This window comes from Marinarcus sediminis (SeqCode), from assembly GCF_048571275.1.
GTDB classification, from domain to species: domain Bacteria; phylum Campylobacterota; class Campylobacteria; order Campylobacterales; family Arcobacteraceae; genus Marinarcus; species Marinarcus sediminis.
Genome location: NZ_CP182357.1, coordinates 1,403,381 through 1,421,792, shown reverse-complemented (window position 1 = coordinate 1,421,792; position 18,412 = coordinate 1,403,381). Strand labels below are relative to the sequence as shown.

Sequence of the window (18,412 nt, the reverse complement as noted above, 5' to 3'; positions counted from 1 at the left end):
AACTTTTGGCAATTTTATCTAATTTTTTCTAATAACTTAATTACCTTAGAAATTTTTATATTTTTCCAACAATCAAAAGGGTTCAAACTTAATGCATCGTTTCGGAATATGAACTTAGAGAGTGTTTTTATGCTGTTTTTAAGATGTATACCTTTGACATATTTATAATATTTCAAACGCTGTTTCATTTTGTCATTGGTAAATAACACAACAGTGGGGATAAAAAAGGCATCTGAAATGTGATAAGTCGCCGTATCAACAGTAATGACTCGGTCCATATTTGAAATGATATAAGCAAAATCACTGAACGTTTTAGAGTATTTTGCTAAAGTAATATAATTTTCGTTCTTAACACCCTCTATGTCCAATGCCGTAATTACAGTGTAGTCATCACACTTTTTCATCAAATCATTGAGCATACTTTTAGCATACTCATGCGGAATACTACGGGTATTATCAGCAGAGTATGGGTGAAATAACAACACTTTCCCCCGTGATTTCAAATTTATTAAAAGATCTTCTAACTCTTTTTTAGGTCGATATTTATCCAAATGAATTTCATTGAATTTTTTGACATCAGGGATGGTATTATAATCAATTCCAAATTTAAATAAATAGGCATCAATATAGGGCAAATCATTATAAAAAGTCTGTTTTCTAATGGAACTGTTATCAATATAATAGTCATACATACTCAAAACTTTAAGATTTAAACTCAAAGGTTTAATGGCATGAATAAAAGGCAAATTTTGAAGAATCTCTTTGTCTCTCGTATAATACGTATTTGAAGAGGCATTCAAAAACAGATCAATGTCGACCTCTTTAAAATGCGTTTTTAAATACTCATATAAAATACGTACAGCACCACTTGAAGCAACAATTTCTCCAATGTCTTTTCCACATCCCCCTATGATTGCAACTTTAATGGACTCTTTTGCAAAATTAAGTTGAGTTTGAAGCTTGACAAACAATCTATCATTGAAAAAATAAGTTGGCACTTCATGTTCAAAATTGGCATTTGAGAATTTTTTACTCTCAATCATTTTTTCGTACTTATTTAAGATTTCATACTCTTTTTCATTTGAAATACCTAACTCTTGCGGAAACAAAGCAGAAGATTTTACACGCATTTCATTGAGTATTTTTGTCTCAAATTTTTCATCAACACTTTTAAATATTTTTTGAATACTTTTGAAATCTTCATAGGTGGTACAATAGATATTTTCATTCATTATAATGGATGGTTGTTGTAGTTTTTTATACTCAATTAACGTGCCATCGGTAATTTTGATATTAATATTATCAGTAACTCTAAAGAAAATCATAAGTCAGAACAAACTTCCTCTTCAATATTTTCAACTCTGAATATGGTTAAATATGGCAGTTTACCTGGCAATTTAATCTTATTGATATTTCCGCTGTGCACCGATTCTAAAGCTTTATTCGTTTCAGTGAGTATTTGTTTAAATTGGATGTAATATTTGCCGTCATCCTTTTTAAAAATAGAACCTATCTCATTGTCGCACTCTACAATATGAGCATTTGCTGGTGCAAAAATTTCAATGCACTCATTGGGATACGTTTTATATTTACACATAAAATGCATTTCATCTTCACACACCAAACCACTGACTTCATACGAACCTTTACTTAAAGCGTAATCATGGTTTTGTGAATCGGTTTTATCAAAAGGTCTGTGAATTAAATAGGCATCCGTAAAGCCTCTGTTTTTTGTTGTTGCCAACTCCGTTTGATATTTTGAGGCATCAAATTGATGGGCATAATAATCATCAATGGCATTTCGATAAGTGTATGCCGTAACAGCTGCATAATAAGGCGATTTGGTTCGTCCTTCTATTTTAATAGAATCCACACTATTTGATGCCAATATCTCATCCACATGGCTGGCCAAATTCATATCTTTTGCATTAAAAATATATGTACCCACACCAGGCTCCTCTTCAAGTCTAAAGAGAGTTCCATGATCTTCATTGGCAGCATAAAGGGTATACTCAAAGCGACAATCATTGGCACAACTTCCTCTGTTTGGAACACGTCCCATTTGTACAGCACTGACCAAACATCGTCCACTGTAAGCAAAACACATTGAACCATGAACAAAAATCTCTATCTCCATATCGGGAAGGAGTTTTTTAATCTCTTTAACATCTTTTAAAGAGATTTCACGTGCTGCAATGATTCGTCTTACCCCCATATCATAATAGACTTGGGCATCCAAATAGTTCATCACATTGGCTTGAGTTGAGAGATGAATCGGAATATGAGGTACCAATTCACGACACAATCGAACCACTCCAGGAGCTGCAACAATTAAAGCATCTGGGTTAAGTTCCCCCATTTGTACTATATGCTTTTTTAAAAGTTCAATTTGCGAATTAAAAGGAAAGCCATTGATAGTAGCATAAACTTTTTTACCCAAAGAGTGCGCATAATCAATGCCCTCTTTAAAGCTTTCAAAGGTAAACTCTTTTCCACTTCGAATACGTAAAGAAAAATGACTAACCCCTCCATAAACAGCATCTGCACCGTAAGCAAATGCAATTTTTAACTTTTCTAAATTTCCTGCAGGGCTTAATAACTCTACTTTATTCATAATTCTCCTTGTACGTCATACACGTAAATTTGTTTGGATTATAGCAAAAAATAATATATAAAAAAGATTGAAAAAAAAATTATTTAAAAACGAAAGTTTGCATTAAGCAAATGCATCATGAGAAAGCTTAAAAGCTCTCCCATTCATTGTCATCTTTTGTTTGTGATTGTATAATTTTTGGCTTTTTTGCAGAAACCTCTGCCTCTCTCTTCTCTTCAACAGCTGGCTGTTTTTTCACATCTGGAAGAGGTTTTATCTCTTCTTTTTTAGCCACTGTTTTGAGTTCAGCACTTTGCGCATTTTTCTGTTTTAAAGAGCAATTGAAAATTTTAATTTCATCCAGCAGTTCAAAAACCAAAGACATACTCGCTTCCAAGTCATTTGAAACTTCCAACAGTTGTGCCCCATCTTTTTCTTGGGCATTGTCATCAATATATCGTTGGACATTTTCATGCACGGCTTTATGCGCCTCTTTTAATGAGACCCATTTTGATGATTTTGTAAATGGCATAGCATGTGACTCTTGTTCATCAATCCATTTGCCTAAATTACAACTGTGGTGATCCGTGACTTTCCAATCAGTGATGCCTTTTTCACTCAATTTTGCAAAATTGGTGTTTTTAAAGATAATGTGATCATTTTTTAATGATGCAATTTTAAAAACCAAATCCACATCACACGTCTGATTGTTTCTGCTTTTATCATAGGTAGCTTTATTCGAGATATTGAGTAAATTCTCTGCCATCACTTTAACCTCATTGGATAATCGATTGATTTCAGAAGCAGAAGAGGCATTGAGTTGAGTCGCTCTGTCTAAAACAGAGACCGTATCATTAATTTGTATAATGCCTGTCTCTTGCTCTTTACTTGCAGCTGAAACATCAGAAATAAGATCAATGGTTTGTGTGATTTTTTCACTTAATGTAGCATACCCAGCAATCATATCATCGGCAATTACTTTTCCTTCATTGGCTTTATTTGTAGCATTCTCAACAATCTTTTTAATCTCTTTTGCAGCTTCTGCACTGCGAGTTGCTAAGTTTCTTACTTCCGCAGCAACAACAGCAAACCCTTTTCCTGCTTCTCCCGCAGTAGCAGCTTCAACAGCAGCATTGAGTGATAAAATATTTGTTTGGAATGCAATTTGATCAATGACCGTAATGGCATCATTAATTGAATTCACCTGCGTATCAATATCTTGCATGGCTTGTGTCGTTTTAGTTGCCAATGATTTCCCCGTTACAGAAGAGTGATTTAAATCATCTGCAAGCAACGACATTTTATTCATATTTTCTGTATTATGTTTTATATTACTGGTAATTTGCTCAATAGAAGCAGCTGTCTCTTCAAGTGATGCCGCTTGTTCATTTGCCGAAGTTGAAAGGTTGGTTGCCGAAGAAGAGAGGATGGTTGTATCTTCATTGAGTTTGTCTCCTGCTTCATTAATCATACACAAGAACTCAGATATATTGTGTCCCACTAAAACAGAACTTTTTGAGATTGAACCAATGATTCCTCCCGAATTGTCCTCTTGAGAACTTCTTTTAATATTATAATTTGATTTGACATACTCCACCAAATTTGCATTGATTTGAGAGAGATTAGTATGCGCTTTTTCAATCATTGAATTGATTGAAATTCTCAACTCTTCTACCAATGGATTTTTTGATTGAGTGTGGACTCTGTATTCATAAAAACCATTATTGACTTTAGAAATGACCTCTTCAACCTCTTTTATGACCTCTTCATCTTTTTGAGCATTGCCTCTTAAAAGATCCAAATATCCGTTAAAACTGTCTATAATTTTACCTATTTCATCATCATACGTTTTTTGAATCCCCTTATTGCCCTCTTGGGTGTGTGAAATTAAGTATTGAATTCCATTATCCAACTCTTCAAGGGGGTTACTGATAACTCGTTTCACTAAAAAAGTGATGATAAAATATAACGCAGCAAGAGAAACCAACGTAATGATTAGAATTAAACTGATAATTTCATGGATTTGACTCTTTGTATTGGCTTGCATCAAAAGAATCTCTTCTTCAATGTTATCCACATATTCGCCTGTTCCAATAATCCAATCCCAAGGGCCAAAATTTTGTACATAGGAAAATTTAGGTTGAGGAGTCTCTTTCCCTGGCTTACTCCACATATATTCCACTAAGCCACCTGCTGGATTTTTTTGAGTGATTTTCACCATTTCATTAAACAAAAATTTACCGTTTGGATCTTTTACTTTAGATAAATCTTTTCCATCTAAAGCAGGTTTCATTGGATGCATAATCATCACTGGTTTTGAATCATTAATCCAAAAATATCCATCTTTACCGTATCGCATTTCTGAAATGGTTTTAATGGCCTCTGCTTGAAGTTTTTGTGTAATGTTATCAACGTATTCACCCGTACCAATCACCCAATTAAACGGTTTAAACAGTTTTACAAAAGAGACTTTATCTTGCGCTTTTTCAAAACCGGGTTTGGGCCAAACATAATCCACATACCCTTCTTTACTTTTAAGTGCCACAGAAGCAAACTCTTTAAAAATTTGTTTTCCATTTTGGTCTTTAAAGTTATACAAATTTTTGCCATCGAGTTGTGGTTTAATAGGATGCATGACAATCACAGCATCGGTGTCATTAATCCAAAAATATCCGCTTTGTCCATATCTTGTTGAACTGACAATATTTTTAATTCTGTTTTTTAACTCTTCCGTAGAAATTTTTCCATTATATTTGGCGTACTCACCTTCTATAATTGACATAATAAAACCTGTCTGCTCTTTTAAATAACTTTGAACTTCAACTTTAACTCTCTCTTTTGATGTTCTTTGATAAAAGGAATCAACGGTTTTCATTGCCAATGAAACATAGTTTTTAAGCTCTTCCTCTTTTTTAGCATACGCATCTTTTTTAAAATTTTCTATGCTCTCATTTGAAAGTTTGTTAATAGAATAAATGGTGTTTGATGCAACTACAATTGAAACCAAAACAATTGCAAGCAGTGATAAGACAAGTACTTTCATCTTAATAGACATATTGTTTAACACGGTAACCTCCATATTTAGATCATAGAATTCTATGTAGATTGATTGTATCTTAAAATTCACTTATGAGTCAAATTTGTGATTTAGTTATTTTTTAAATTTTTTATAAAAAAAAGAAGTTATAATACCCAGATGACAGTTAAACTAAAAAGAGAGTGCAATTGCACAAAAAAACTAGAGATTCCCTTAGCGTTTCATTGCAAAACAAAAAGTGATGCCATTTTAAAAGCCAACGAGGTAATTGCGTTATTAAAAGCCAAATCGTGTCATACTCACGATTTTAATCTCATCGAAAAAGAAGAGTTTATAGAGATTGATTCCAAACTCAATACCGATAATTTTTTATAAAAAAGTACCTACTCACTGAGCAAATTGCTTGCAAACTGTTTGGCATCTGATGAGATGTTTTCACCGCTTATCATCCGTGCAATTTCATCAATTCTTTGCTCTTTATTGAGTTTTCGCACCGTTGATTTTCCCGCAATTTTATCTACAAAAAAGTGTTGATCGGCAGTGGCTGTTAATTGAGGTTGATGAGAAATTGCAAAAATTTGATAACTTTTTGCCAATGTAGCCAATACTGTAGCAATGGCTTTGCTCTCTTTTCCACTTAAATTTGCATCAATTTCATCTAAAAAAAGTATGCCGTTACTGACAATCTCAAACTCACTGATTGAGGTTAAAAGTGCCAGTCGAAGTCGGTTAAATTCACCGGAACTGATGGTCTCCAAACTCACGCCATTGAGTTCAAACTCAACACGGTCAATACCCGTTATATCGACACTTTTTTCAATCAAATGAATCTTTGCATTACTTAAATACAAATGTTTTAAGTAGTGGTTGATTTTATTCTCTAAATGTTTTGAAGACTCAACTCTTTTGGCTGAGATTTCCAACGCAAGCTCTTTGACCTCTTTATTGAGTTCTTTTTCATTTTTTTCTAAAATGGATTTCTCAAAAGAGATATTTTCATACCCCTCTAACTCATCTTCTTTTTGTTTTTTATAGTTTAACGCCTCTTGAATTGAGCCAAACTTTTTTTGTAGTGAAGAGAGTTTTTCGATTCGATCTAAAACATATTCAATGTCAAGCTCTTCTAACTCACTTAAAGAATCATTGAATTTTTCAAACTGATTATTTAACTCATTAATGGCTTCATCAAAAAAACCAGAATCCACTTCTAAAAGGTCCAAAGCATTTGAAACTGACGTATTAAAAGCAAAAACACCTGAAGCGGCATTAATGGCATCTTGAATTTTATCTTTTTTCGATAAATTTCGTTTGATGGCATTTAACTCCTCATACTCGTCAACTTTTGGATCAATGGAGGCGATTTTCTCAATTTCAAATTGAGTAAACTCTTTTAAGTCTTCAATCTTTTTTTCATCGGCTTTGATTTTTTCAAGTCGCTCTTGGACTTGCTTGTACTCTAAATAACTGTTTTCAAAAGATGTTTTCAATTGATTGTAGGCTGCATCGTTGCATTGAAGAAACTTATCTAAAAACTCTATGAGTCGGGCACTTTCAAAATCGCTGGTATCTTTTAAGTGCAAAAACTTAACAATGGTTTGAGAAAAATCAGAGAGATTTTTTTTAGAGACCATTTGATTATTCAGAAAATAACGCACTTTATCTTTTTTGGTGGCTTTTATGACAACATCATCCCCTTTTGCAATCATAAATGCTTCATTTTCTACCGGCGAATTCTCAATAATTATCTCCCCAATATTTGCCCGTGCTTCTTTGTAGGCAAATAACGATAAAAAAGAGTCCATCAAGATTGATTTACCTGCACCACTTGGTCCTGTAAAAACAATCAAACCTTTTTCAAACTCCAATTCAACCTTTTCAAATGATAAAAAATCTTCAAAATAGACTCTGCTGATCATAATTTAATTTCCCCACTGAAGTTTTTTATTGAGTACTTCAAAATAGTTTCTCTCTTGACGATGAATCAATTTTGCTTTTTTGGAAGCAATTTCTATTTTGACACTCTCATTTTCATCTATTTCGTAAATGTCTTGTCCATCAACAATGACTACGGCACCCAAACTGTCTGTGACATGAAACTCTATTTCAAAATCTGCGGGTAATACCAAAGGGCGTTGTGTTAAGCTGTGAGGAGCAACAGGCGTTACAATAAACGCATCTGTTAAAGGAAATACAACTGGACCACCTGCAGATAAGTTATACGCCGTTGAACCCGTTGGTGTAGATATAATAAGACCATCACCATAATAACTGTTAAAGAGTTTTCCATTGATTTTTGCATCTACTCGAAGCATACTTGAAATCGATTTTCGTGTAATCACAATGTCATTAAACGCGACAAAATTATTGATATTGGCACTGCCTTTTATCATCATTCGATGATCAATTCTGTAGATGCCCTTTTTGAGTTTTGCTAAAAAATTTGGCAACTCTTCGGGCATAATATCGGTTAAAAATCCCAATGTTCCTAAATGAATTCCTAATACAGGGACATCGAATTGAAAACTTCTTCTTACAACTGAAATCAGTGTACCATCGCCACCTACTGAGACCAAAAAATCAGCTTGGGTACAGAGTGCTTTAAAATCATACCCTTGCTCTTCACCAATCATTTGAGCACTGTTTACTTCAAGTAAAACGTCAATGTTTGCTTCTAAAAAGCACTCTTTTATTTGTGTGTATGTCTTTTTTATTTCAGGAGAGTTAGGTTTTAAAATAATACCTGCAGTTTTAACAACATCCAATTTTTCAAATGATTTACTTGTTTTCACATCAATCTCGCATCTGTCAGATTTACGGTTAATAAAGACTTCCAAAGTGTTTGTTGTTCAATAGTATTGACTCTTTTTAGCACAAATCAATCCTCAATTACATTGTCGTATTTATGAAAAAGATGAATATGTTTGCTGACTCTCTCCACATAAGGGCGATTTGATAAAAGGTTTGTATCGAGCCGAATTAACGCATTAAAGGCATCTTCATAGGTTTCATACGCACCAAAAATAATTTTAACATATTTATTCTCTTGCCCAAAATGATACGCAATTGCATTGTACTTAATTTTATTGTCTTGTATGAATTTATTGTAATCTAAACCGGGTTCAACGGTTGCTAAGATAATGGTATAGTAGTTCTCTTTTTTTTGTAAAACAACATCTTTTAATGAGAAACTCTTTAGAACAAATTCAGTTGAACTGCTCGGAACTGCCGATTCATTATCTGCTGCATTTAATGTAATAAAAAAAAGTAATAAGGAAAATAGAATTTTTGTCATTGGCTTCTTTTTAATTTTTTTTTCTTAATAATACTCTATTCTAACTAAGTTTAGATAAACAAATTATAAATTATTTAATCTTAGATAGACAAGTTAAAGCATTATAAAAAAAATTTCATAAAATTAAGTGGTTTTTTTTCATAAAAAAAGCCCAAGTTCCCTTGGGCTTTTTTATTAAGAGATGGGGTTAAAGATTAACCGTTTCTCTTTTTGATAATTTCTTCAGAAACGTTTTTTGGAACTTCTGAGTAGTTATCGAAAATCATAGAGTAAGTTGCTCTACCTTGAGACATAGATCTTAAGTCTGTAGAGTAACCAAACATCTCTGATAATGGAATCATAGCAACAACCAGTTTTACACCAGCTCTGTCATCCATTGAGTTAACTTGTCCTCTTCTTTTGTTGATGTCACCAATAACATCTCCCATATAATCTTCAGGAGTTTCAACTTCAACTTTCATGATAGGCTCTAAGATGACAGCTTGTGCAGCAGCACTTCTACAACCTTGTTTGAACCCCATAGAAGCAGCAAGTTTAAATGCCATTTCAGATGAATCGACGTCGTGGAATGAACCATCATAAAGCGTAACTTCAATGTCAACCATTGGGTAACCAGCAAGGATACCACCTGCCATCGCTTCTTGACAACCTTTATCAACTGCAGGAATATATTCTTTTGGAATTGCTCCACCTTTGATTTCGTTGTTGAATTTGTAGTTTTCTTCAGAATCAGCCAATGGATTGATTTTTAAGAATACGTGACCGTATTGCCCTTTTCCACCCGATTGTTTTGCATATTTGTACTCTTGGTTTACAGCATTTTTAATGGTTTCTCTGTAAGCAACTTGAGGAGCACCAACTTCTGCTTCAACTTTAAATTCTCTTTTCATTCTATCTACAAGAATTTCAAGGTGCAACTCACCCATTCCTGAAATAATAGTTTGACCAGACTCTTCATCGGTATTTACTCTAAAAGATGGATCTTCTTGAGCTAATTTTCCTAATGCAATTCCCATTTTTTCTTGGTCAGCTTTTGTTTTTGGTTCAACCGCAACAGAGATAACTGGTTCTGGGAAATCCATTCTTTCTAAGATTACTGGATCTTTTTCAGACGCCAATGTATCACCTGTGATTGTATATTTTAAACCTACAACTGCACCGATTTCTCCAGCGTATAATTCAGTAACTTCTTCTCTTTTAATGGCGTGCATTTTAAGAAGTCTTCCGATTCTCTCTTTTTTGTCTTTTGTAGAGTTCATTACATACGTACCAGATTGTAAGATACCTCTGTACACTCTTGTAAATGTTAATTGTCCAACAAATGGATCCGTCATAATTTTAAATGCCAATGCTGCAACTTCACCCTCATCAGTAGAAGGAACGATTACGGCTTCACCATCTTGAGTTTCACCTCTGATGTCTTCAACTTCTGTTGGAGCTGGTAAGTATCTACAAACCGCATCAAGTAATGTTTGAACACCTTTGTTTTTAAACGCAGTTCCACAAGTCATAGGCGTGATTGACATATTTAAACAACCTGCTTTAATCCCTGCCATAATTTCGTCTTCAGTTAACTCTTCACCGTCTAGGTATTTTTCCATTAACTCTTCAATTGCTTCAGCCGCTGCTTCAACCATTTTTTCTCGGTATTCAGCTGCTTTGTCCAATAAATCAGCAGGAATTTCTTCTACGTGATAGTTAGAACCCATTGCTGCGTCATCATCCCAAACGATTGCTTTCATAGTAACTAAATCAACAATCCCTTTGAAATTTTCTTCTGCACCAATTGGAATTTGAATAGGAACAGGATTGGCTTTTAATCTTTCAGCAACTTGTTTTTCAACGCTGAAGAAATCGGCACCTGTTCTGTCCATTTTATTAACAAAGATCATTCTTGGAACTCTGTATTTGTTTGCTTGTCTCCAAACTGTTTCAGATTGTGGTTGAACCCCACCAACTGAACAGAATACTGCAACAGCACCATCAAGAACCCTCATAGAACGCTCAACTTCAATAGTAAAGTCAACGTGTCCCGGAGTGTCAATGATGTTAATCATTGTATCCGAACCATCCTTTGGGTTTTTCCAGTGACAAGTTGTCGCAGCAGAAGTAATTGTAATACCTCTCTCTTGCTCTTGTTCCATCCAGTCCATAGTAGCAGCACCATCATGAACCTCACCGATTTTATGTTCAACACCTGTGTAGAATAAAATTCTTTCTGTTGTTGTTGTTTTTCCTGCATCAATGTGAGCTGCAATACCAATGTTTCTAACTTGTTTAAGTGGAGTTTGTCTTGCCATCTTAGTTTCCTACCATCTGTAATGAGCAAATGCTTTGTTCGCTTCTGCCATTCTGTGCATATCTTCTTTTTTCTTGAACGAAGAACCTCTTTCGTTTGCTGATTCATATAACTCATTAGCAAGTCTTTCAACCATAGTTCTTTCATTTCTTTTTCTAGAAGCATCAACCAACCATCTTAAAGCCAACGTTTGTCTTCTTACTGGTCTTACTTCGATAGGCACTTGATATGTAGCTCCACCAACTCTTCTTGATTTTACTTCAATAAGTGGTTTAACGTTTTCAATTGCTTTTTCAAAAAGATCAATACCTTTTTCTTCACCTCTTGCATCTAAGTTAGCAATTGCACCATACATAATTTTTTCTGCAGCAGATTTTTTACCATCTAACATAATTGCATTTATGAATTTTGTGATCACTTTACTATTGTAGATAGGATCAGCCATTATTTCTCTAACTGGAGCTTTTCTTCTTCTCATATTATTATCCTTCTACTTACTTTTTAGCTTTTGGTTTTTTAGTACCATATTTAGATCTTGCAACAGTTCTGTTCGCAACACCAGCAGTATCTAAAGCACCTCTTACCACGTGGTATTTAACCCCAGGTAAATCCTTAACTCTTCCGCCTCTTACAAGTACGATTGAGTGTTCTTGAAGGTTGTGACCTTCCCCACCAATGTATGAAATAACTTCAAATCCTGTAGTTAATCTAACTTTTGCAACTTTTCTTAAAGCCGAGTTAGGTTTTTTAGGAGTTGTTGTATATACTCTTGTACATACACCTCTTCTTTGTGGACATTTGTCTAACGCTGGTGATTTAGACTTTTTAATCACCTTTTTTCGCTCTTTTCTAATCAATTGATTAATAGTAGGCATTTTTTCCCTTTATAGTTTTAGAGCAATCTGTAATATGTTTAATGATATGTAGGACTCTCTATTAATTTGGTTTGAGCAATTCAAGCAATGCTCATGCTTCTCGTGCGACTTCAACATAAAGTTGAAACGATACTACCATTCTAGAGAAACATGTAAGTTTTCTAAAAAAGTTCAGGATTATACTTAAGTGGAACTTAGAAGAGGCTTATATTAGTAAGTATAAACTCGTAAAATCAATATTAGTACCTCATCACCAAGCTGTGACTGTGAAATGAAACTTTTACTGGACGTCTCTTGAAAAGCTAAAGCTTTCCGCTTCCACTTTCTTTATCCGTAAAGAAAGTTAGCAAAGAAAACTCACCACGGGCTTCGACGGCAAAGCTACCCTCACTTATTATTTTATTCTTTTCAGCTCTGCAAAACTCGCTACAAGGTGCATTTAGCACCTTGCTTACGCTCAAACAGTTTCGAGCTGGTTTTGAAAAGAATAAAATAAACGTTCGGCGTCTGCAGATGTGGTAATATCTCTAGTATTCAAACTATCTTGTGTAAATTGAATAAAGAAGAAGCTTTGAACTCTAACAATCAAAATGCAAATGTCCTTATCCCTCTTTTCCAACCCCTGCAAAAGCCGAACGTTTATTTTTCATTTCGGAAAAAGCTGAGGACTGTTTGAGGAGAGAAAAGTGCTAAACGCACTTTTTCGACGAGTTCCGCAAGCGAGAAATTAAAAATAATAAGTGAGGGAACCCGAATGGGCTTTGAAGCCGTTGGTGGTTTTGCTTACTTTGTCCATACAAAGTCAGAAGTACGGAGACCTTTAGGTGTTTATGAAAATATTATCTTTTATACATAAAACTACAAGCCTAATCCTTAAGCCAATTTCTTATAGAATTTCACCCATGAACATACTATTTATACTCTTTCTTTTCATAAACATATTATCCTTTACCCTCTTTGGATTAGACAAATATTTTGCCATTAAAAACCGTCATCGTATCAGTGAAAAAACTCTTCATCTGCTCTCTTTTTTGGGTGGCTTTATTGGAAGCACACTTGCTATGATGCTTTTTCATCATAAAGTCAGAAAAGCCTCATTTCTTTTTGTGCACACACTGATTGTTCTGTTTTGGATTATGTTTTTATATGCTCAAGCCACGTATGAATTTATGTAAACATATGGTATGAGGTAACATACCAATATTTTTGTTTAAGTTCTGCATAAACTTATTATACTAGAATTCCAAAAATTAACTTTCTAAAAAGATATTATGTATGACAAAAAAACTTCTTCCTTTGGCTTTAGGTGGGTTAGGTATTGGTACAACCGAATTTGTAATCATGGGGTTACTGCCCGATGTTGCAAATGACTTAAATATCTCAATTCCCGTAGCAGGACATCTGATTTCGGCATATGCCTTTGGTGTTGTCATTGGCGCACCCATATTGGTTGCACTGAGCGCACGATTTCCGCCTAAAAATATTTTGATTGCCTTTATGGTTTTATTTACCCTGTTTAACTTCTTATCTTCGGTTGCTCCTGATTATTCAACGCTGATGATGGCACGATTTTTAAGTGGTTTACCTCATGGTGCTTTTTTTGGTGTGGGTACGGTAGTTGCTGCAAAATTGGCACAAGAGGGGAAAGCAGCACAAGCCATTGCTTCAATGTTTACAGGTTTAACCCTTGCCAATCTTGCTATGGTTCCGCTTGTTACGTTTATTGGGCACCATTACCATTGGCGTTATGCTTTTGGCATTGTTTCTGTTATTGGAATTATCACTATCCTCTTTTTATATCAATTCTTACCTCAGCAAAAAGCTTTAAGAGCTGTGACACTCAAAGATGAATTGATGTTTTTTAAAACCATACAAGCATGGCATATTTTAGCCATTGTTGCCGTAGGTTTTGGAGGCTTGTTTGCTTGGTTCAGTTATATTGCACCGCTATTGATTCATGTGTCCAAATTTGATATCAGCAGTGTCTCTTATTTGATGATTGTAGCAGGGGCAGGTATGGTTGTAGGAAATATTTTAGGGGGTTATTTAGCCGATAAAAAAAATCCCATCAAAGTGGCGATTTTTCTTTTAGTCTCTATGGTCATTGCCCTTATTTTGGTCTTTTTTCTTTCCGAGTACAAACTGTTTTCAATCATTCTCACCTTTATTTGTGGAGCCTTGGCAATGTCTATTGGCGCTCCTATTAATATGATTATGATCAACAGTGCCAAACACTCTGCCATGTTGGGCGCGGCGTTTTTGCAAGCGGCGTTTAACGTTGCCAATTCATTGGGTGCACTTTTTGGTGGTATTCCTTTGATATTTGGTTTGAGTTACATCTACCCTTCTCTTGTAGGAGCCAGCATGGCACTTTTAGGGGCAATTCTTTGCACACTTTTTTTAAAAAAGTATCACATGAAAGGCTCTGTATAACCTTATTTCAATTATAAGGCACACTACAAACAGTGTGCCCTATTTGGTTTATTTATTCCACAACGTATGCATCAGCGTAGGTCAATGTTCTTTGCGCGATTTCATCTGCACTTTTTTGTTGAAATCTTGCCCAATACTCTTTGTATATTTTTTGATACGTCTCTTTATTCTCTTCAAACCATGCATTTGCCTCTACGGGTTTTACTTCATACAAAGCCGTTCCCTCTAACCACTTTTTAAATTGTGGAATAGAAGTATTATAATCCGTTGTCCCATCTGTTCGAATGGGAGTTGGGGCAAATCCACCTGTTCCCCAATTTGGTCGAACAATTGAATAGTATGTCTTCCCAGCTTCTACATTTGCAATCATAAAATCAGCTGCATATCCAACTGCCATAAAAACTTTTTTCCCAGGTTCTGTTTGATACGCTATTTTTGTTCCATTAGGTATAAACCCAACAAATGAGAGTTTTTCATCATTTATTTCATACAACGTTGCACCTAAAGCACTGGATACAAAAGTCGAACGCATAAATACAATCGTTGCTTTATCTGACTGCGGTGCTTTAATTTTATTGTCAGGTACTTTTAACATATAGTCACCCGTACACCCACTCAAAACAAAAACTGCGGCGAAACCAATAAACAGATATTTTAATATTTTCATTCTATCTCCTTTAATTTAGAGATAATAGTACAAAATAAAATATAAATCTTTATTTAAAAAATATCAAAAAAATTACTTTTTATTTAATTTAATAATAACAACATAAACAACTGTCAAGGATGTATTATTAAGAAATAACTTTCTTAGGAATAAAATACATCACCGTTTCGTAAATGCCTTCCATGTAGTGTCTGAGGTAAATATCGTAATCATTTCGTATTTCTAGTACTTTTTGAGGCACCTTATACCAATCTTGCGCTTTATGATAAATGCAAATGGCCAAAATGGGGTGTGAGTTTACAATGGTTTGTTTTGCCCCTTCAATGGCAGCTTGTTCTGCTCCTTCAATGTCGAGTTTAATAAAATCGACCTTTTCGTTGATTAAATTATCAAGCGTGTTGATACTTTGCGCTTGGTAGTGGTGGTCGCAGTTGTTTTGAGCTTCTTGAGAAGTGGTATCCAACTCTTTTTTATTGCCCAAACCACAGTTAATGAAATGAATATTTTGTATATGTCCAAAATCCCTTTTTGCAATATTCATGTGCAAGGCATTGGGTTCAATGCAGTATATTGTGTTAAAATCGGGGTAATTTTTTATAATCTCTTTTAAGGTATCGCCCACATACCCTCCTCCATCAACAAAACGAATGTTTTTAATTTCAGGGATAATTTCTTTATCAAAATATTGCGCTTCGTGATTGTTTGTAAAACCTTGCATAAAAGTTAAGTCATAACTGATTTTGAAGTTAAGGACTTTTTCAAACACCGTTTTTGATGTTTCATCAGCTAAGAGCTTGTAAGTTTTTTTATACACTTCTTTGTTGGCTAAAAAGTCCTCTTTAAAATCCTCCATAAAGGGAGGTTGGGCTAAATCAAAGGGGCTATATTTATAGAAACTCAAATAATTGAAGTGAGTAAACCCCAACGCATCCAATGTGCGTTTAACTTCTTGTGGACTTCCCATGGCTACGGCTAAAATAAGCGCATCTTTTGGAACATCTTGAATTTGCAGTATCTCTTTTTTTCTTGAACTTTGCACACGAGTAAAATCATCAATGATGCCATCCACTTCCACATATTTTAAAACCGATTTGGTAAATTTATTGATGCCTAAAATATATTTTTTACGCTTGGTTGAGTGAATAAACTCTTCAACTAAGGCACGTTGTGTTTCATTGATATAATCAAAATCGATAAGATGCAAAATGGCTTTTCCTCTTTTTTGGTATTTGAAAGTATAGCCAAATCTGTATTTACATATTACAATGCTATAATGCGCATTATAAAAATTTAAAGGCTTTACCATCATACTCAACAGACTCTCAATTCAACAACAATTCAGTGCATTTTGCAAAGAAAACAATCCAAAAGATATGGATGAAGCCATCAAATATTTTGCTGTTTTTGGCGGACTTGATGTCAAAATTGATATGTCTCGACCTCTTTTAGAACTCATTGAAACGGTCATTTTAAACAAATATCGATTTTTACGAAACGACATCAGCCAACTGACCAACGGGGATACCGTTTTACACTCACTTTTAACGGCCATTGCATTAAGTGACAGAAGAACCAATGCCGCCTTTAAACGCGCAAAAATTTCGTTTGATAACGGCATGGAGTGTGTGGATGAGTTGGTCAAAAGTAACCTCATTAAAATTGAGACCTCGCAAAAACATTTGACTGACCAAAATGAAGAGTATGAAGTCTCTGAAAAACTGCTTTTTACTTCGCCTTATTTGCGATTTTGGTTTGCTTTTATTTCACCTTTATTTCAAGGCATTAAAAAAGGGGAGTATAAAGAGTTTTATGACACTTTTGATAAAAGAGCCGATGAGTTTACCGATGTGGTTTTTGAACAACTTTGTCATGAGTTTATCAAGTTGAGTTTCACCGAAGATAAAATTAAAAAACTGGGGCGTTATTGGGACAGTCAAGATGAACTCTCTATCATAGGTAAAACCCAATCGGGCAAAAAAATTATAGGTTCATGCAAATATACTCACAATAAAATCAAAAAAAGTGAACTGAACAAACTCAAAGAGGTGGCAAAAAACATAGAAATGACGCCTGACATTTTTATACTCTTCTCAAAAGCAGGGTTTTCAAGCGAATTAAAAGCGATGAAAAATGAAACGGTGCGTCTTTATACTCCAAGAAATTTAAAGATTTTAGTGGCTCAATGAAACTGCGTTTAGGTACCTTTAACCTTTTCCAATTTGTGGCACCCCCTTTTTCATGGTATATTAAAAAAGATCGTTTCACAAAAGAGGAGTTTGAGAGCAAAAAAAGTTGGATAAAACAACAAATTTCTCAAATGGATTGTGATATTATTGGCTTCCAAGAAGTTTTTTCAGCGCATGTTTTAGAAGAGCTTGTCAAAGAGTTGGGATTTACCTATTTTCAAACAACCGATTGTGCAAAGCTAGAAAACAATAGTGTTTTTATGAGCACTGTCGTAGCAATTGCTTCAAAATATCCCATTAAAGAACTGCAAAAAATTGCCATTGATTCTACTAAAAGTAAAAACGATTTCCAGTTTTCAAGGCTTCCCATTAAAGCGCATATTGTTTTGCCCAACCAAGAAGAGCTTTGGGTTTATGTGTGTCATTTAAAATCCAACCGTCTCAATGAGTTTGAGTATGTTTTTAAAAAAACCGATACCCTCCTAAAGAAAAAAGAGGTTACCAAAAATGCGTTAAAAAATGGTTACTCCCCTGCATTAAAGCAGAGACTTCAAGAAGCCACTGCCCTTTTTTTTGATATTAAAAAAGAGAAACTGCCTGTGATTTTAATGTGTGATTTGAACGATAAAGAGTTTTCCATTACCATTGATGCACTCAGCAATAAAAGTTACTACACCAAAGAGGCCAAAAAAGACAATTTACTTTTATACGATGCGTACAATCTCTTAGAACATAAAATCTATAATCCTCATCCCGAACAAAAAGAGCTTAAACGCACTCCTACAAGTTATTACCAAGCCCATGGCAATGTATTGGATTATATTTTTGTCTCACGGGCATTTCATCCACAGAAAAAAGAGTGTATTGCCCCTGTTACTTCGTATGAAATCTTCGATGCACATTTACAAAAGAACCAAAATGGTTCCCTGCTTCAAAGCGACCATGCCCAAGTGGTTTGTGAAGTTTTGTATAATAAATAACCACTTTAAGTTTGACATTTTTGCCCAATTGCACTAAACTGAAAACATAT

General features: G+C 34.5%; 16 protein-coding genes. 5 read left to right on the top strand and 11 right to left on the bottom strand.

Annotated elements, in window-relative coordinates:
• Positions 1-14: 14 nt before the first annotated feature.
• The 3 genes from ACNI3C_RS07100 to ACNI3C_RS07090 all read right to left on the bottom strand — a co-directional run bounded on the left by ACNI3C_RS07100 (position 15) and on the right by ACNI3C_RS07090 (position 5,660).
• Positions 15-1,325 carry a glycosyltransferase family 9 protein gene (locus tag ACNI3C_RS07100; RefSeq protein WP_419769120.1) on the bottom strand — a complete coding sequence of 437 codons (1,311 nt, stop codon included), beginning with the start codon at positions 1,323-1,325 and terminating at the stop codon, positions 15-17.
• Positions 1,322-2,614 (bottom strand): peptidase U32 family protein, encoded by a 1,293-nt coding sequence (locus ACNI3C_RS07095; RefSeq protein WP_419769119.1) that lies wholly within the window; start codon positions 2,612-2,614, stop codon positions 1,322-1,324. Before ACNI3C_RS07095 ends, ACNI3C_RS07100 begins: the two co-directional genes overlap by 4 nt.
• Positions 2,615-2,741: 127 nt before the next feature.
• A complete protein-coding gene (locus tag ACNI3C_RS07090) occupies positions 2,742-5,660 on the bottom strand; it encodes a methyl-accepting chemotaxis protein (RefSeq protein ID WP_419769118.1) in 2,919 nt (972 codons plus the stop codon).
• Positions 5,661-5,789: 129 nt separating this feature from the next.
• On the opposite strand from ACNI3C_RS07090, the gene ACNI3C_RS07085 reads away from it, so the two are divergent.
• Positions 5,790-6,005, top strand: coding sequence for a hypothetical protein (locus ACNI3C_RS07085; RefSeq protein ID WP_419769117.1), 216 nt, complete (start codon positions 5,790-5,792; stop codon positions 6,003-6,005).
• Between the two features lie 8 nt (positions 6,006-6,013).
• Here the strand turns inward: ACNI3C_RS07085 and ACNI3C_RS07080 are convergent, their stop codons facing one another.
• The 6 genes from ACNI3C_RS07080 to rpsL all read right to left on the bottom strand — a co-directional run bounded on the left by ACNI3C_RS07080 (position 6,014) and on the right by rpsL (position 12,096).
• Entirely contained in the window at positions 6,014-7,546 is a 1,533-nt protein-coding gene (locus tag ACNI3C_RS07080; RefSeq protein ID WP_419769116.1) for an AAA family ATPase, read from the bottom strand.
• Positions 7,547-7,549: 3 nt separating this feature from the next.
• Positions 7,550-8,419, bottom strand: coding sequence for an NAD(+)/NADH kinase (locus tag ACNI3C_RS07075; protein WP_419769115.1), 870 nt, complete (start codon positions 8,417-8,419; stop codon positions 7,550-7,552).
• 86 nt (positions 8,420-8,505) lie between these two features.
• Positions 8,506-8,922 (bottom strand): hypothetical protein, encoded by a 417-nt coding sequence (locus ACNI3C_RS07070; RefSeq protein WP_419769114.1) that lies wholly within the window; start codon positions 8,920-8,922, stop codon positions 8,506-8,508.
• Positions 8,923-9,116: 194 nt separating this feature from the next.
• Positions 9,117-11,222 (bottom strand): elongation factor G, encoded by a 2,106-nt coding sequence (fusA, locus tag ACNI3C_RS07065; RefSeq protein ID WP_419769113.1) that lies wholly within the window; start codon positions 11,220-11,222, stop codon positions 9,117-9,119.
• A gap of 9 nt (positions 11,223-11,231) precedes the next feature.
• On the bottom strand, positions 11,232-11,699 hold the full coding sequence (rpsG, locus tag ACNI3C_RS07060) for a 30S ribosomal protein S7 (RefSeq protein WP_419769112.1): 468 nt from the start codon (positions 11,697-11,699) through the stop codon (positions 11,232-11,234).
• Between the two features lie 16 nt (positions 11,700-11,715).
• Complete coding sequence (gene rpsL / locus ACNI3C_RS07055; RefSeq protein ID WP_419769111.1) at positions 11,716-12,096, bottom strand: 30S ribosomal protein S12; 381 nt, start codon at positions 12,094-12,096, stop codon at positions 11,716-11,718.
• A gap of 902 nt (positions 12,097-12,998) precedes the next feature.
• Between rpsL and ACNI3C_RS07050 the strand changes: the two genes are divergently transcribed.
• Together ACNI3C_RS07050 and ACNI3C_RS07045 are read left to right on the top strand one after the other, a co-directional pair.
• Complete coding sequence (locus tag ACNI3C_RS07050; protein WP_419769110.1) at positions 12,999-13,271, top strand: DUF1294 domain-containing protein; 273 nt, start codon at positions 12,999-13,001, stop codon at positions 13,269-13,271.
• A 100-nt stretch (positions 13,272-13,371) separates the two neighbouring features.
• Positions 13,372-14,529: an MFS transporter gene (locus tag ACNI3C_RS07045; RefSeq protein ID WP_419769109.1), complete on the top strand. Its 1,158-nt coding sequence runs from the start codon at positions 13,372-13,374 to the stop codon at positions 14,527-14,529.
• A gap of 52 nt (positions 14,530-14,581) precedes the next feature.
• Here ACNI3C_RS07045 and ACNI3C_RS07040 read toward each other — a convergent pair whose 3' ends face one another.
• Both ACNI3C_RS07040 and ACNI3C_RS07035 read right to left on the bottom strand, forming a co-directional pair.
• Positions 14,582-15,196: a hypothetical protein gene (locus ACNI3C_RS07040; RefSeq protein ID WP_419769108.1), complete on the bottom strand. Its 615-nt coding sequence runs from the start codon at positions 15,194-15,196 to the stop codon at positions 14,582-14,584.
• 127 nt (positions 15,197-15,323) lie between these two features.
• Complete coding sequence (locus ACNI3C_RS07035) at positions 15,324-16,400, bottom strand: FkbM family methyltransferase (RefSeq protein WP_419769107.1); 1,077 nt, start codon at positions 16,398-16,400, stop codon at positions 15,324-15,326.
• Between the two features lie 169 nt (positions 16,401-16,569).
• Here ACNI3C_RS07035 and ACNI3C_RS07030 point away from each other — a divergent pair, with 169 nt between their 5' ends.
• Both ACNI3C_RS07030 and ACNI3C_RS07025 read left to right on the top strand, forming a co-directional pair.
• Entirely contained in the window at positions 16,570-17,382 is an 813-nt protein-coding gene (locus ACNI3C_RS07030) for a DUF234 domain-containing protein (protein ID WP_419769106.1), read from the top strand.
• Positions 17,379-18,362 carry an endonuclease/exonuclease/phosphatase family protein gene (locus ACNI3C_RS07025; protein WP_419769105.1) on the top strand — a complete coding sequence of 328 codons (984 nt, stop codon included), beginning with the start codon at positions 17,379-17,381 and terminating at the stop codon, positions 18,360-18,362. Before ACNI3C_RS07030 ends, ACNI3C_RS07025 begins: the two co-directional genes overlap by 4 nt.
• Positions 18,363-18,412 lie beyond the last annotated feature (50 nt).

Bases quoted from the DNA above. Each gene is read 5' to 3' on its own strand.
- ACNI3C_RS07100 (WP_419769120.1), bottom strand. From the start codon at position 1,325: ATGATTTTCTTTAGAGTTACTGATAATATTAATATCAAAATTACCGAT.
- ACNI3C_RS07095 (WP_419769119.1), bottom strand. From the start codon at position 2,614: ATGAATAAAGTAGAGTTATTAAGCCCTGCAGGAAATTTAGAAAAGTTA.
- ACNI3C_RS07085 (WP_419769117.1), top strand. From the start codon at position 5,790: ATGACAGTTAAACTAAAAAGAGAGTGCAATTGCACAAAAAAACTAGAG.
- ACNI3C_RS07080 (WP_419769116.1), bottom strand. From the start codon at position 7,546: ATGATCAGCAGAGTCTATTTTGAAGATTTTTTATCATTTGAAAAGGTT.
- ACNI3C_RS07070 (WP_419769114.1), bottom strand. From the start codon at position 8,922: ATGACAAAAATTCTATTTTCCTTATTACTTTTTTTTATTACATTAAAT.
- fusA (WP_419769113.1), bottom strand. From the start codon at position 11,222: ATGGCAAGACAAACTCCACTTAAACAAGTTAGAAACATTGGTATTGCA.
- rpsG (WP_419769112.1), bottom strand. From the start codon at position 11,699: ATGAGAAGAAGAAAAGCTCCAGTTAGAGAAATAATGGCTGATCCTATC.
- rpsL (WP_419769111.1), bottom strand. From the start codon at position 12,096: ATGCCTACTATTAATCAATTGATTAGAAAAGAGCGAAAAAAGGTGATT.
- ACNI3C_RS07050 (WP_419769110.1), top strand. From the start codon at position 12,999: ATGAACATACTATTTATACTCTTTCTTTTCATAAACATATTATCCTTT.
- ACNI3C_RS07045 (WP_419769109.1), top strand. From the start codon at position 13,372: ATGACAAAAAAACTTCTTCCTTTGGCTTTAGGTGGGTTAGGTATTGGT.
- ACNI3C_RS07040 (WP_419769108.1), bottom strand. From the start codon at position 15,196: ATGAAAATATTAAAATATCTGTTTATTGGTTTCGCCGCAGTTTTTGTT.
- ACNI3C_RS07030 (WP_419769106.1), top strand. From the start codon at position 16,570: ATGGATGAAGCCATCAAATATTTTGCTGTTTTTGGCGGACTTGATGTC.
- ACNI3C_RS07025 (WP_419769105.1), top strand. From the start codon at position 17,379: ATGAAACTGCGTTTAGGTACCTTTAACCTTTTCCAATTTGTGGCACCC.